Source organism: Aquitalea palustris (assembly GCF_003693445.1).
In the GTDB taxonomy this organism is placed as follows: domain Bacteria; phylum Pseudomonadota; class Gammaproteobacteria; order Burkholderiales; family Chromobacteriaceae; genus Aquitalea; species Aquitalea palustris.
This window is the reverse complement of record NZ_RFAR01000105.1, coordinates 1-14,317: the sequence shown is the minus strand read 5'-3', so window position 1 is coordinate 14,317 and position 14,317 is coordinate 1. Positions and strand designations below refer to the sequence as shown.

General features: G+C 62.6%; 12 protein-coding genes. 8 read left to right on the top strand and 4 right to left on the bottom strand.

The annotated features are described in order from the left end of the window. Both EAY64_RS18715 and EAY64_RS18710 read left to right on the top strand, forming a co-directional pair. Window positions 1-372: protein phosphatase CheZ (locus EAY64_RS18715; RefSeq protein WP_147456246.1), on the top strand; the 372-nt coding region annotated here is incomplete at its 5' end. A gap of 173 nt (window positions 373-545) precedes the next feature. Then, window positions 546-1,688: an alpha/beta fold hydrolase gene (locus EAY64_RS18710; protein WP_158604734.1), complete on the top strand. Its 1,143-nt coding sequence runs from the start codon at window positions 546-548 to the stop codon at window positions 1,686-1,688. Window positions 1,689-1,693: 5 nt separating this feature from the next. Here the strand turns inward: EAY64_RS18710 and EAY64_RS18705 are convergent, their stop codons facing one another. The 3 genes from EAY64_RS18705 to EAY64_RS18695 all read right to left on the bottom strand — a co-directional run bounded on the left by EAY64_RS18705 (window position 1,694) and on the right by EAY64_RS18695 (window position 5,317). Next, the gene (locus EAY64_RS18705) at window positions 1,694-2,599 is read right to left on the bottom strand and encodes a LysR substrate-binding domain-containing protein (RefSeq protein WP_103526230.1); all 906 of its coding nucleotides are present in this window, start codon (window positions 2,597-2,599) and stop codon (window positions 1,694-1,696) included. A gap of 129 nt (window positions 2,600-2,728) precedes the next feature. Then, window positions 2,729-4,141 (bottom strand): MFS transporter, encoded by a 1,413-nt coding sequence (locus EAY64_RS18700; protein ID WP_103526233.1) that lies wholly within the window; start codon window positions 4,139-4,141, stop codon window positions 2,729-2,731. A gap of 69 nt (window positions 4,142-4,210) precedes the next feature. Next, window positions 4,211-5,317, bottom strand: coding sequence for a porin (locus EAY64_RS18695; RefSeq protein WP_226034261.1), 1,107 nt, complete (start codon window positions 5,315-5,317; stop codon window positions 4,211-4,213). 202 nt (window positions 5,318-5,519) lie between these two features. Between EAY64_RS18695 and EAY64_RS18690 the strand changes: the two genes are divergently transcribed. Next, window positions 5,520-6,176 carry a TetR/AcrR family transcriptional regulator gene (locus EAY64_RS18690; protein ID WP_103526228.1) on the top strand — a complete coding sequence of 219 codons (657 nt, stop codon included), beginning with the start codon at window positions 5,520-5,522 and terminating at the stop codon, window positions 6,174-6,176. Between the two features lie 21 nt (window positions 6,177-6,197). On the opposite strand, the gene EAY64_RS18685 is transcribed toward EAY64_RS18690, so the two are convergent. Then, entirely contained in the window at window positions 6,198-7,568 is a 1,371-nt protein-coding gene (locus EAY64_RS18685; protein WP_103526227.1) for an MFS transporter, read from the bottom strand. A gap of 717 nt (window positions 7,569-8,285) precedes the next feature. Between EAY64_RS18685 and EAY64_RS18670 the strand changes: the two genes are divergently transcribed. The 5 genes from EAY64_RS18670 to EAY64_RS18650 all read left to right on the top strand — a co-directional run bounded on the left by EAY64_RS18670 (window position 8,286) and on the right by EAY64_RS18650 (window position 14,178). Beyond that, complete coding sequence (locus EAY64_RS18670; protein WP_103526224.1) at window positions 8,286-9,125, top strand: sugar phosphate isomerase/epimerase family protein; 840 nt, start codon at window positions 8,286-8,288, stop codon at window positions 9,123-9,125. 92 nt (window positions 9,126-9,217) lie between these two features. Beyond that, a complete protein-coding gene (locus EAY64_RS18665; protein ID WP_103526223.1) occupies window positions 9,218-10,969 on the top strand; it encodes an FAD-dependent oxidoreductase in 1,752 nt (583 codons plus the stop codon). 12 nt (window positions 10,970-10,981) lie between these two features. Continuing rightward, window positions 10,982-11,797, top strand: a complete 816-nt coding sequence (locus EAY64_RS18660) for a shikimate dehydrogenase family protein (protein WP_103526222.1) — start codon at window positions 10,982-10,984, stop codon at window positions 11,795-11,797. A gap of 8 nt (window positions 11,798-11,805) precedes the next feature. Continuing rightward, window positions 11,806-13,530, top strand: a complete 1,725-nt coding sequence (locus tag EAY64_RS18655; protein WP_103526232.1) for an FAD-dependent oxidoreductase — start codon at window positions 11,806-11,808, stop codon at window positions 13,528-13,530. A gap of 21 nt (window positions 13,531-13,551) precedes the next feature. Continuing rightward, the gene (locus tag EAY64_RS18650; RefSeq protein WP_103526221.1) at window positions 13,552-14,178 is read left to right on the top strand and encodes an NIPSNAP family protein; all 627 of its coding nucleotides are present in this window, start codon (window positions 13,552-13,554) and stop codon (window positions 14,176-14,178) included. Window positions 14,179-14,317: the final 139 nt, after the last annotated feature.

The window sequence follows — 14,317 nt, the reverse complement described above, 5'->3', positions numbered from 1 at the left end:
TCGGAACGCTGGAACCTGCTCTATGCCAACCAGCTGTCCACCGAGGAATTCAAAAAGCTGGCCGATGACACGCACCAATACCTGAACCAGGTGCCGCAGCAAACCCACGAAACCAATACCCAGTTGCTGGAAATCGTGATGGCACAGGACTTCCAGGATCTGACCGGTCAGGTCATCAAGAAGATGATGGACATGTTCAAGAACCTGGAAACCGAAATGCTGACCTTGCTGGTGCAGTTTTCACCGGAACACAAAAAAGGCGAGCTGGACAGCAGCCTGCTCAACGGCCCGGTCATCAATCCGGAAGGCCAGCCCGATGCGGTGTCCAATCAGCAGCAAGTGGACGACCTGCTGGAAAGCCTGGGCTTCTAGCCCTGCCGCCAGCCCACCGGCTCCCTTCAACAAAGCCCCGCCACTGCGGGGCTTTGTCATGGGCGACAGCGGCCGGATTGAGCAAGCCGCCTGCCAGGCTGCCGCTGCCACTTGCATTGCCGGGGGAAAGTCCTACACTAAGGATTGCTGCAATGCACAATAAAGGAAGCCTCATGAACGTCGAATTCAGCCGGCTTCAGGCAACCACCCGCCCGGCCGTACTTGCTCACCTGCAAATACTCAACGACGAAGACCGCTTTACCCGCTTTGGTCTGGAAATGAGCGAGGCCGCCCTCGCCGACTACGTCGACCGCATCAACTTCAATCGCGACATCGTCATTGGCGTGTTGTACCGTGGCCTGCTGATCGGCGTGGTGCATATCGCGGTGTTCCAGCACGAGGGCCATCCCTGCGGCGAGCTGGGCATCAGCGTGGACAGCTTTTGCCAGGGCAAGGGCATAGGCCGCATGTTGTTCGACCAGGCGCTGGAACATGCCCGCCGGCGCAAGGTAAACAGCCTGCGCATCCAGTATCTGCGCCGCAATGGCCGCATGGCCTCGCTATGCCGTGGCCTGACGACCCGCTTTGCCCAGGACGGCGAGGAAACCTCCTGTCAGATCCAGCTGGCCGAAGCCGATCCGGCCGAAGCCTGCCGCTACGAGATGAACGACGGCATCGAATTGTTTCATGCGGATGCCGTGGCGGCGCGCGCCCATGTGCTGTTCATTCACGGGGTGGCCGGTGATGGCTGGCAGTGGCGGGAAAACTTCCTGCCCTACTTTGCCCGCCACGGCCTGAGCAGTACCGCCCTGTCATTGCGCGGTCACGGCGGCAGCCCGGCCCGCGCCAACCAGACCTTGCGCGGCTATGAGGAAGACGTCTATCACGTCCTCGAACAACTGGCCGACAAACCGGTGCTGATCGTGGGCCACTCCATGGGTGGCTTTCTCAGCCAGCGCGTACTGGACGGCAACCAGGCCATCCGCAAGGCCAGCCTGATCTGCTCGGTTCCTCCCTGGGGCCTGCTGCCGGGCACGCTGGAGCCCGTGGTCGAATTCATGGGCGACCCGCTGGGCAAGGCCATCGCCCTGCAGGCGGCCGAGGGCAAGCCTGCCTATGTCAATCCGGACAATATCAGCGCGCAGGTACAGGTCATCGGCGGCAGCCGCGACCGGCTGATTCCACCCGATGTGGTGGCCGCCACCGCCCGCTCCTACGACACCGAGGCGGTGATGATAGAAGATGCCGGCCACGCGGTGATTTCCAGCTCGAAATGGCAGGCAGTGGCCGACCAGTTGTTGCAGCACCTGCGCTAGCAGACTCAGACGGCTTGCTCATAGCCCAGCCAGACACGAATCTGCTCACGGATCAGGTCGATGAACAGTTGCTGGGTCAGCGTCGAGGGGTGACGCAGGCTGATGGCCATGGCCAGTTTGCTGGACAGCACCGGCTCCACGATCTTGCGCACGCTAAAACGCGAAGCATCGGCCAGCGAAGTCACGGCACTGCGGGTGAGTACGGCACTGCCATAGCCATCGGCTACCAGTTCCAGAATGGCCGATACCCCGTCGATTTCCAGTTCGATATTGGGTCGGCAAGCAATATTGGCCAGCTCGGACTCCACCAGCATGCGGATCGAATTGGGCCGGCTGGGAATGATCAGCGGAATGTCTGCCACTTCCCGCAGGCTGATGGAATCCCCGGCACCATCAAAGCGGGCCGTCATCAGGAACAGCTCTTCTTCCAGCAGGGGGAAAGTTTCCACCTCGGCCGAGGGAATCACGTTGTAGAGCAAGGCAACGTCCAGCCGGCCGGCCACCAGCGCTTCATGCATGGTGACCGACAAGCCCTCGCAAATCGACAGCGAGGCACTGGGCAGGCGGGCGCGGAAGGTTTTGGTCAGCGGCACGGCCAGCACCTTGAGCAGGCTGGGCGGCAGCCCCACCACCACATGCCCGGCCATGGCGCCACGCACCTTGCCCAGCTCCTCCTTCACCCGCTCCACCTGGTGCAGGATACCCAGGCTGTGTTCCAGCAATACCTTGCCCGCCTCGGTCATCGTCACACCACGGCCGTTGCGAATCAGCAAATTCTGCCGCAGCTCCACCTCCAGCATGCGGATCTGCCGGCTTAGCGCCGGCTGGGCAATGTTCAGCGCATTTGAGGCGCGGGTGAAACTACCCAGCTCCGCCACACAGGTAAAGTACTGCAACTGTTTCAAATCCATACACCCAACCTTGTTATCGTGATGCCTGCCCGCCGCCTCGGGCGGAGCCTGTCATGCGCTACCGGCCTGGCGGCCAAGACAGAAGGATGGCATTACCCTTGCCGTCTGTCCAAACAGATATTGGCCGCATCAGTGACGTGCTTCCGGCTGCTGGCTCAGCAACTGCCCGGCAGTACCCGGCAGTTGCCACACATCCCACAAGGCCAGCAAGGTCAGGCCGGCCAGTACCACGAAGGCAAAATGATAATGCGCCAGTGCGCCGGCCTGCGGCAGCCAGGACTCGGCCAGGCGCAGGCCGATGGCGGCAATGGCAATCCCCAGGCCATACGCCATGCGCAGCAGCATGTTGAACAGCGTGTTGGCATGACTCATCTGCGCCGCCGGCACATCGACAAACGCCAGGGTACTCAAGGTGGTAAAGGTCATGGAGCGGGCCATGCCGGACAGCAAGAGCACCAGCACCATCCACGGCCACGGCGTACCCGGCCCGAAGGTGGCCAGCAGCAAGGTCAGCACCACCAGCGACACCCCGCTGAGCAACAGCGTGCTGCGAAAGCCAAAGCGGCGCAGCGTGCCGCTGGTAACAACCTTCATGCCCAGATTGCCGGCAAACAGGATCAGCAGCAGCAAGCCGGCGCGAAAGGCATCCATGCCCATGCCCAGCTGGAACATCAGCGGCAAGAGAAAGGGCGTGGTATTGATGGCCGCCCGCAACAAAGAGCCGCCGGCAATGGTGGTGCGGTAAGTAGGAATGCGCAGGATGGACAAGTCCAGCAAGGGGGCATGGCTGCGCTGGCAATGCCGCCATAGTGCTGCCAGCAACAGGGCGGCAGCCAGCAGGCATGGCAGGGCCAGCGACCAGCGCCCCGGCCCGCCCACCTGCTCCAGCCCGCTCATCAACAACAGGCAGCTGCTGGCGCACAACAAGAAGCCCGGCCAATCAAAGCGACTGGGAGCGGCTACGTCATCCTGCGGTGGAATCAGCCACCAGGCCAGCGCCAGTGCCACAATGCCCAGCGGCAAATTCAGCAGGAAAATCCAGTGCCAGGAGGCATAAGTGGTGATGAAGCCACCCAATGGCGGCCCCAGCACGGGGGCTACCAGCCCCGGCCAGGTAATCATGGCGATGGCTTGCATCAGGTCCGGCTTGGGGGTATTGCGTAGGACGGCCAGCCGCCCCACCGGCACCATCATCGCGCCGCCCACACCCTGCAACACCCGCGCCAGTGCAAACTGCCACAGGCTGTGCGACAGGGCACACAGCAAGGAAGCCAGCGTGAACACCACGATGGAGGCCATGAATACCCGACGGCAACCCAGCCGGTCGGCCAGCCAGCCGCTGGCCGGAATCAACAGCGTCAGGGTGAGCAAATAGGCGGTGATGCCGATATTGAGATCTACCGGCTGCACCCCGAAGGAAACCGCCATGGCAGGCAAGGCAGTGTTGATGACGGTGGCATCAAGATTTTCCATGAAGAATGCACCGGCCACCAGCAAGGCGATCAGCGCAGACGCAGAGGAAAAACGGCGGAAAAAGTCCATGAGCAGGTACAAAGCCAGACGCTGGCAGCGGCCCAAGCCACCACCAGCGCCTGGCATTTCAGGTGAGGATCAGAAGTTTTTCCACATGCCGACAGCCAGCGAATGCTGTTTGCTGGCACCGGCGGCAGTGGCGCTGGGGTTGCCACCCAGCACATAAGTGGCATTGGCCTGGTTGTGCAGCTCGGTCAGCAGCACATACACCTGGGTGGTCTTGCTCAGCACGCGGTTGTAGGCCAGCGTGCCCATCTTGGCGCCACTGTCCTGCACTGCTGCCGACCCCTTCCACGACGCGGCCTGACCATACTGGGCCGAGAAGATGTTGGCGCCGGTGGTATAGGTACCGATCAGGCTGCCGTAATTGCGACTGCGGCTGTTACCGGTCAGGTTGATGTTATCCAGGATGTCATGCTCCAGCAGGCCACCCACATACACGCTGCCAAAGTTGTAGCCAACCGCCAGCATGTGCATCAGGCCGTTCTGGTAGAAGTTGCTGGACATGGCCTGCATGGCACGGTTTTGCTGAAAACCGTAACCCACGCGCAGCTGGCCATCGTCATAGGTCAGGTTGCCGGATACCAGCGTTGCACCATGGCTGGTGGTTTCGGCACCGCCGGTGCCACTGGTCAAGGAATACTGGATACGTGCGGTGACATTATTGAATTTCGGCGTCTGGTAGCTGACGGAATTACCGGCACGCACATCAAAGCCGCCACTGGCCAGGCTACCGCCATTGGCCCACAGCGTGGCATCGTTGGAAATGCCGGTGGCGTACTGGAAGCTGTTGCCGGCGATATAGTGCAAGTCGTCAATCGCCACCAGGAAGTTACCGGCTTTCAGCGTACCCAGCTGATCAGAGCTCAGGCCGATAAAGCTTTCGCGGCCGGCCCAGGTATTGGAGCCGGTGCCGGAACCATCGTCGATGGCCACGCCGGATTCCACCTGCCAGATGGCTTTCAGGCCGTTGCCTAGGTCTTCCGTTCCCTTGAAGCCGATGCGCGAGGTGTCGTTTTGCACCTTGTTGGTGGAGAAAGCCGTGCTGGCCGCGCCGGACTTGGTATTTTCAAAGTCGGCATGGATGCGGCCGTAGATGGTGACGGTTGAATCATCCGCCAGTGCAGCATTGGCCAGCAGCGGGGACAGGGAAGCCAGCAGCAGCAATTGGGTCTTGTGTTTCACGATTATCTCCATATCTGTTTATTCACAGATTGATATTTGTTTAAAATTAATCCTCAATCCGGGCGCGGCCTGCGCGAGTGGCCCCACCCCTTACTACGCTGCTCGCTGCTGACGCTGGCTGTCGGCAGATTGACATTGGTCATCAAAAGCGGGCAGATTCAGCCTTTATTGCCACTTCTCCTTTCATTGGTATCCGGTTTTGATGTCCACAGACAGCCCCAGCTTGCCCACCCGCCGCAAGAACGACCCCGAAGGCATGCGCCAGCGCATTCTGGAAGCGGCCCAGTCCGAATTTGTCCAGCACGGTTTCAGCGGTGCCCGGCTGGACAATATCGCCGAGCAGTCCAATACCAACAAACGCATGGTGGTGTACCACTTCCGCAGCAAGAAGGAGCTGTACATCGCGGTGCTGGAACGGGTGTATGGCGAAATCCGCGATATCGAAAAGCAGCTGCAGCTGGAAGGCCTGCCACCGCGCGAAGCCATGGCCCTGCTCACCGGCTTTACCTTCGACTACCACCACAACCATCCCGACTTCTGCCGGCTGGTAAGTATCGAAAACATCCACCAGGCGCGGCATATTGCCGATTCCGACATCATCCGCCAGCGCAACCGCAGCGTGATCGAGGTGGTGGAAGGCATTCTGGCGCGTGGCATTGCCGACCAGGTATTCCACGACCAGGCGGATGCCATCGACGTCCACATGCTGATCAGCTCGCTGTGCTTCTACCGCGTATCCAACCGCCACACCTTTGCCAGCCTGTTCGGGCGCGATCTCACCCTGCCCGAACACGCCAGCCGTCACCGGCAAATTGTCATTGATACGGTACTGGCCTATCTGGAGGGGGCGGCACGCTGAGGCTGCCACCCACCTGACAGATCAATGGTGCATGGCCTTGCTGGCCGGACTGGCTGCCGGCACGGACAGGCCCTTGCTGGCCAGATTCTTCAGCAGCAGCGACAGCACGATGATGCCGGCCGGAACCGCGAGGGCAGCAAACACCTGGGAGAAGGTCCAGCCCCAGGCGAGCATCTGGCCACCGGCAAAGGCACTGAGTACCGCCCCGATACGGCCCACACCATGCATCCAGCTGGAACCGGTGGCACGTGCTGCCGTAGGGTAGAAGCCGGCAGACAGGGCATTCATGCCGGTATTGGCGCCGTTGAAGCAGAAGCCAACGGCGAAGGTCAGCGCACACAGCAGCGGCAGTTCATGCGCCACCGAAGTGAAACCGAACAGCAGCAGCGCACCCAGCGCATACGTGGTAGCCAGTACCTTGTGCGGATTGGCGCGGTCCATGCACCAGCCCATGAACAGGGAACCTGCCGGGCCGCCAAACTGGAAGAAGGCTGCAATGAAGGCGGCATCGCCCAGGGTATAGCCAGACTCTTTCACCAGGGTCGGCATCCAGCTGCCCATCAGGTACACCACGAACAGCGCCATGAAGTAACCCAGCCACAGCATGAAGGAACCAAAGCGGTACTGGCTGGAGAGCACGGTGCGGATGGAATTACCCTTGGCCGCCGGGTCGGTATTGCCCATGGTGAAGCTGGCATCCTGCAGCGACAGATCGGGCGCCAGGCGTTTGACAATCTTGCTGATGCGCGCAGCCGGGGCATTACGCACCACCAGGAAGCGCACGGATTCCGGCAAAAACAGCAGCAGCGCAATGGATACGGCAATCGGCAGCACACCACCAAAAATCAGCACGCTTTGCCAGCCGAAGTGCGGAATCATCCAGGCTGACAGGAAGCCACCACCTGCCGCCCCCACGGTAAAGCCACAGAACACCACGGTAACCAGGAAGGAACGGCGGCGTTCCGGCGCAAATTCCGACACCAGCGTGCCGACATTGGGCATGGCTGCACCAAGGCCAAGGCCGGTGAGGAAGCGGAAGATCACCAGATGGGTGATGTCACCCGAAGTGGCCGTCACCAGCGTCCAGAAACCGAAGAAGAACACCGACAACACCAACACCACCTTGCGGCCCAGGTAGTCTGCCAGCGGGCCGGCAAACAGCGCGCCCAGGGTGAGGCCCGCCAGCGCGGCACTCAGTACCGGTGCCAGCTGCGGGTTGGTGACATGCCACAGGCGTTTCAGTTCCGGTGCGATGAAGCCCATGATGGCCACGTCGAAACCGTCGGCCGCGATAATGCAGAATCCGAAAAACACCACCAGCCACTGAAAGTGGTTGATGGGACGATCGTCGATCAATGTGCGTACATTGATGACATTGCTGGCGTTACTCATCTGTTGTCTCCTGTTGCAGCGCTGGCTATCAATCGCTGCCTTGTTGTTCTGGCTGGCTGCCCTGCCCTTGCCAGTCAGCTGCAGGCTGGTGAAGCTGCTGTCCCTTGCCAGCTTCTTTCCTGTTGGTGGGTGGAGCCTGCCGGTGATGACTGGCTGGTCCGGCCGTGCACCCCTTGCTGCCTGGTGCTGCCTGGGCTTGGCATGCTTGTCCATGCATCACTGGCATGGATTGCATTCTGACTGGGCATGATTGCCAAAAACATACCGCAAAAAATCTATCAGTTATACCGATTTACGATAACAGCGCCCCATCCATGTGCAGATATCCATGTCATGCACCAGCGGCTTGTTTTTGTAGTTTTGTTACGTCAAATCAGCACATTAAAAAAATACAACAGCCCAAAACAAGCGCCAGAACACACTGCCCTGCCCTGTTTCAGTGCGGGAAATCCCTGAGTCCTGCCGCACCACAAATACAAGCCCGGCCTGCATTTCCACCCGGAAAACCCCGCATGGATGCTGCTGACCGACAGCAGCCCGGCGTGCGTCCCCTGTGCAAGCTGACGGGCGACAAATCGAAACAAAGTTATTTTTTTGAATTGCATTCCACTTTTTGCGATTGCATACTGCCCAGCCATCAGCCACCGCAAAACAGACTGGCCAAGCGGGAGGACGCCACATGGCCGCCCGCCTGCGCCAGCTTCACAGGAGAGACTCATGCCACCACGCCAGCTCGCTCTTGCTGCCCTCAGCATGCTGGAGCTATCGCCACCCGACATGGTCAGCTGTGCCGCTGCCGCCGGCTTCAGCCATGTCGGCCTGCGCCTGCTGCCGGCCACCGCCGAAGAACCGCAACACGACATGCTGGGCAACAGCCCGCTGCTGCAAGAAACCCTGCAGCGCCTGCAAGACACCGGCCTGCAAGTGTCTGATGTGGAAATACTTCGCCTTAAAGCAGAGCTTGATGTCGCCAGCTATCTGCCCATGCTGGAAAGCGCCGCCCGGCTGGGCGCACGCGAGGTACTGGTGGCGGGCAACGACCCGGACTTTGCCCGCTGCGTGGACAGCTTTGCCCGGCTGTGCCAGCTGGCCGCGCCGCTGGGACTGAGCATGAATATCGAGCCCATGCCCTGGACCGACATCCGCAATATCGGCATGGCCATGCGGTTGCTGGAGCAAGCCGGCCAGGACAATGCCGCCCTCCTGGTGGATGCCATCCACTTTGATCGCGCCGGCGACAGACCTGCCGCACTGGCCACTGTGCCGTGTCAGCGCCTGCACTACATGCAGCTGTGCGATGCCCCGGCAGCCAAGCCAGACTCCATCGAACAACTGCTGTACCAGGCGCGCGCCGAGCGCATGCCGCCGGGCCATGGCGGACTGGCGCTGGGCGAACTGCTGCTGGCCCTGCCACCAGACCTGCCGATTTCACTGGAAGTGCCGATGCACAGCCGGGCGCAGCTCAGCGCAGTGGAGCGGGCAAAGTTGCTGCGCAGTGCCGCAGAACGGGTTTTACAGCGCACGTACGGCACGGCGCTGGAGTCGGCTCGCGCGTAACAATCTTCCCTACAAAAAAAATCACAAAACGTACCGACTGGTTGCTTTTATGCAACAAAACGGTAGCAAGTCTGCAAGACGGAGAGACTGACATGCTGTTGCAACTGGAAAACCTGCCCGCGCAAGGCAGTGAATTTGATGTGGTGGTGATTGGCGCCGGTGGCGCCGGCCTGGCCGCAGCGCTGTTTGCCAGCCTGGCAGGGCAGAAAGTATTACTGGTGGAACATACCGAATACGTGGGCGGCACCACCGCCCTGTCCGGAGGCACCACCTGGATACCCGGCACCCTGCACAGCCCGCGGGTGAATCCGCAAGACACGCTGGCCGAAGCCGCCCGCTATCTGGATAACGCCATTGGCAACCGGGCCGACCCGGCACTGCGCCAGGCCTTCCTGCAAGCCGGCCCGGCGGTGGTGGCCATGCTGGAGGCGGCCACCGAGGTGAAGTTCCGCCCCTATCCCAAACACCCGGACTACATTTCCGACCTGCCCGGCTCCACCCTCAACGGCCGTGCGCTGGAACCACTGCCGTTTGATGGCCGCCTGCTGGGTGAGCTGTTTGCCGTGCTGCGCCCGCCCATTCCCGAGTTCACCGTGCTGGGCGGCATGATGGTGGACCGCACCGACATCAACCACCTGCTCAAGCTGAAGTCCTCGCTGCCTTCGTTCAGGCACTCACTCAAGCTGCTGCTGCGCCATGCCAGCGACCGCCTGCGCCACCCGCGCGGCACGCGGCTGGTGATGGGCAATGCACTGGTGGGCCGCCTGCTGTATTCGCTGTCGCAACGGGACAATGTGCAACTGGCGCTGCGCTGCCAGGCCAGTGATATCTGCCACGATGAGGGCGCCGTGCAGGGCCTCACCCTGCGCCAGGGCAAGACCAGCCGCAGCATCAAGGTGAATCAGGGGGTGATTCTGGCCAGCGGCGGTTTCAACCGCGACCCGGAACAACGCGCCCGCCTGCTGCCGGGCATAGATATGGACTGGTGCCCCGGCGCGCCCGGCCATACCGGTCAGGCACAGCAGCTGGCACGCGACCTTGGTGCAAAACTGGCCGAAGGCAGCCTCAGCCCGGCGTTCTGGGCACCGGTATCACTGCGCCGCCGTGTCGATGGCAGCCAGGCAGTGTTTCCGCACTTCATGCTGGACCGTGCCAAGCCCGGCATGATTACCGTCAATGCCCGTGGCGCGCGTTTTGTGAACGAAAGCACCTCCTACCATTTGTTTGGCCTGGCCATGCAGCAAGCCAATCGCAGCACGCCCAGCATTCCGGCCTACCTTGTTTGCGACGCTGCCGCACTGCGTCAGTACGGCATCGGCATGGTGCGCCCCGGTGGCAAGGGTCTGGAGCCATTTCTGGCCGATGGCTACCTGACAGCGGGTCAATCATTGGCCGAACTGGCTGCCAAACTGGGGATGGACGCCGCCACGCTGGAGGACAGCGTGGCGCGCAACAACCGCTATGCCGCCAGCGGCGTGGACAGCGACTTCCACCGTGGCGAAACCGCCTACCAGCAAAACATGGGCGACCCGTCACGCGGTCAGCCCAACCCCAATATCGGCCCGCTCGCCGAAGCCCCGTATTACGCGGTGCGGCTCTACCCCGGCGACATCGGTGCCGCCAGCGGCCTGCAAACCGATACCCAGGCACGGGTACTGGGCCGCGACGGCCAGCCCATTGCCGGCCTGTATGCGGTGGGCAATGACATGCATTCCATCATGGGCGGGGTGTATACCGCGCCCGGCATCACCATCGGCCCGGCACTGGTATTTGCCAGCATCGCCGCCACCCACGCCAGCCAACACAACACCCGCGCCCGGACGCGCGACACCGTTAGCCAATAAGGAGAGCAAACCATGACCCAAACCCTGCAACTGGATGGCGCCACCCGCGTACTGGCCATCGTCGGCGACCCGATCGCCCAGGTGAAATCCCCGGCTGGCGTCAGCGCCGCCCTGCAACAGCAAGGCCGCAACGCCATTCTGGTACCCAGCCATGTCAGCCCGGCCAATCTGGATGCCTACGTCAAGGGCATCAGCCTGGCGGGCAATCTGGACGGCATCATCGTCACCGTGCCACACAAATTCGCCATGTTTGCCCAGTGCAGCAGCAGCAGCGAACGGGCACGCCGCCTGGGTGCGGTGAATGTGATGCGCCGCAATGCCGACGGCAGCTGGCATGGCGATATGTGTGACGGGGCCGGTTATGTATCGGCCATGCGCGCGGCGGGCTGCCAGCCGGAAGGCAAGCGTGCACTGCTGGTGGGCGCTGGCGGGGCGGGTTCGGCCATTGCGCTGGCCTTGCTGGAAAACGGCGTCAGCGAGCTGGCCATCCACGATGCAGACAGCAGCCGCCGCGACCAGCTGATTGCCCGCCTGTCCACCAGTTTTCCCGGCCAGCTGCGCATAGGCAGCCACGACCCCAGCGGCTTTGCCATTGCCATCAACGCCTCGCCCACCGGCATGCAAGCCAGCGACCCGTTGCCGATTGATGCCAGCAAGCTGCATGGCGAGATGTTTGTTGGTGATGTGATTACCGCCCCGGCCGTCACCCCGCTGATTGAACAGGCCCGCGCACTAGGCTGCCACACCGTGGTGGGTGGTGACATGTTTGCCGCCGTGCGTGAACTGATGCTGGACTTCCTGCTGGCGCAGGGTCCGCTGACCGCTTGAGGTTGCCCGTGAACAAGCAAGCACAAGCCAACACCCTGCATTGCGACCTGCTGGTAGTGGGCAGTGGCGCCGGCGGGCTGGCCACCGCTGTCACCGCCGCCCGGCTGGGGCTGAAGGTGGTGGTGGCGGAAAAAGAAGCCGAGTTTGGCGGCACCACCGCCTGGTCGGGCGGCTGGCTATGGGTGCCGCGCAATCCGCTGGCCATCGCCGCCGGGATAGACGAAGACCCGGCCCTGCCGCGCCAATACCTGCGCAGCGAGCTGGGAGAGGACTTCAACCCCGCGCTGGCCGATGCCTACCTGAGCCACGCGCCGCGCATGGTGGACTTTTTCCAGCGCCACAGCCTGCTACGCTTCATCGATGGCAACCAGATACCGGACTTCCACGGCCACAGTGCCGGGGCCGCCACCGGCGGGCGTTCGGTATGCGCAGCACCGTTTGATGGCCGCCAGCTTGGTGCGCACATCCATCAGCTGAAAAAGCCGCTGGACGTGATTTCGCTATGGGGCATGGGTATTGCCTCCGGCGTGGAGCTGCGCCACTTCCTCAATGCCAGCCGCTCGCTCACCTCCTTTGCCTATGTCACCCGGCGGGTGCTGGGCTACTGGCGCGACTGCCTGCTGCATGGCCGTGGCATGCGGCTGGTGAATGGCAATGCGCTGGCCGCCGCGCTGGCCGCCTCGGCGCTGCAAGCCGGGGTGGAACTGCGGCTGTCCAGCCCGCTGCGCCAGCTGCTGCGCGAGCAGGGCAAGGTAAACGGCGCAGTGCTGGACACGCCGGACGGCCCGCTCACCGTGCACTGCAGCCGTGGCGTGGTGCTGGCCTGCGGCGGCTTTCCGCACGATGTCGCGCGCAAACGCCAATTGCTGGACCATGCCCCCACCGGGCAGGAACACTGGTCCGCCGCCCCGGCCAGCAACACCGGCGACGGCCTGCGGCTGGGCGAAGCAGTAGGCGGCGTGATGGGCAAGGTGGCCTCACCCATGGCCTTGGCACCGGTTTCGCTGGCCCCGCGTGCCGATGGCAGCAACGCCCATTTCCCGCACCTGATCGAACGCGCCAAACCGGGGTTGATTGCCGTCACCGCCAATGGCCAGCGCTTTTGCAACGAGGCCGACTCCTACCACGATTTTGTCTCCGCCCTGCTGCGCGCCACCCCGGCAGGGCAACAGCCGCAAGCCTGGCTGGTGGCCGACCACCGCTTTGTCCGCCGTTACGGACTGGGGGCGGTCAAACCGGCCCCCGTGCCGCTGGGACGCTGGCTGCGCAATGGTTATCTGCAACGCGCTCATACGCTGCAAGAGCTGGCCCGCCGCTGCGGCATCGATCCGGCAGCCCTTGCGCAGCAGGTGGCGCGCTTTAACCAGCAGGCCGAGGCAGGGCAGGACAGCGACTTTGCCAAGGGCGACACCCCCTACAACCGGGTGCAGGGCGACAAGGACAATGCCTGGCCCAACCCCTGCATGGCCCCGCTGCAACACGGGCCGTTTTACGCGGTGAAGATCGTCCCCGGCAGCCTGGGCAGCTTTGCCGGCCTTGCCACCAATGCCAGCGCGCAAGTGCTGGATGCACAGCAGCAGCCCATTACTGGCCTGTACGCGGTCGGCAACGACATGCACAGCATGATGGGCGGCCACTACCCCAGCGGCGGCATCACGCTGGGCCCGGCCATGACTTTCGGCTATCTGGCAGCGCACCACGCTGCCGGACGCCAACCCGACACAACCCTCTGAACACACAAGCAAGGACACCCCATGTACTACGAACTCGCCACCCTTACCCTGCCCTTTGGCACCACCGCCCAGGCCGCGCAAAACGTACTGGCCTACACCAGCGACACCGCCGCCAGCGGCGAACTGCTGGGCTGCTGGTATAGCGATATCGGCCAGCTCAACCAGCTGCTGGTTTTGCGCGGCTTTGACAGCCTGGCCGCTCTGGAAGCCGAGCAGCAACGCACCCGCCTGAGCGCCGACCCCTATGGCTGCGGCAGCCTCGCCAGCAGCATCGACCGCCAGGCCTATCAGGCCTTCACGTGGATGGCTCCGCTGCGCCCCAGCAGCGAAAGCGGCATCAGCGGCCCGGTATATGAAATCCGCACTTACGGTATCAAGACCGGTGGCCTGCAACACACCATGGACCTGTGGCAGGAATACCTGCCGCCACGCAGCACCCTGTCGCCCTGCCTGGTAGCCATGTTTGCCCTGCAAGGCCCGCTGCGCTTCACCAATATCTGGGCCTACGCCAGCGTGGACGAACGCAGCCGCATCCGTGGCGAAGCGGTTGCCGCCGGCATCTGGCCGCCCAAGGGTGGCCCGGCCTGGCTCACTACCGACATGCACTCCACCATTGCCCTGCCCACCGTCGTATCGCCGCTGAAGTAAGCGGACAAAAAAAGGGACACGTGTTACGTGTCCCTCAGACTACTGACAAACCCCCTCTCGCTTTCTGAAAAGAAAGCGAGGCTCCCATCTTCAATTGGCTGGGCAAGGGCGGGGGGATTGGGAATAGATGGGAAGGCTG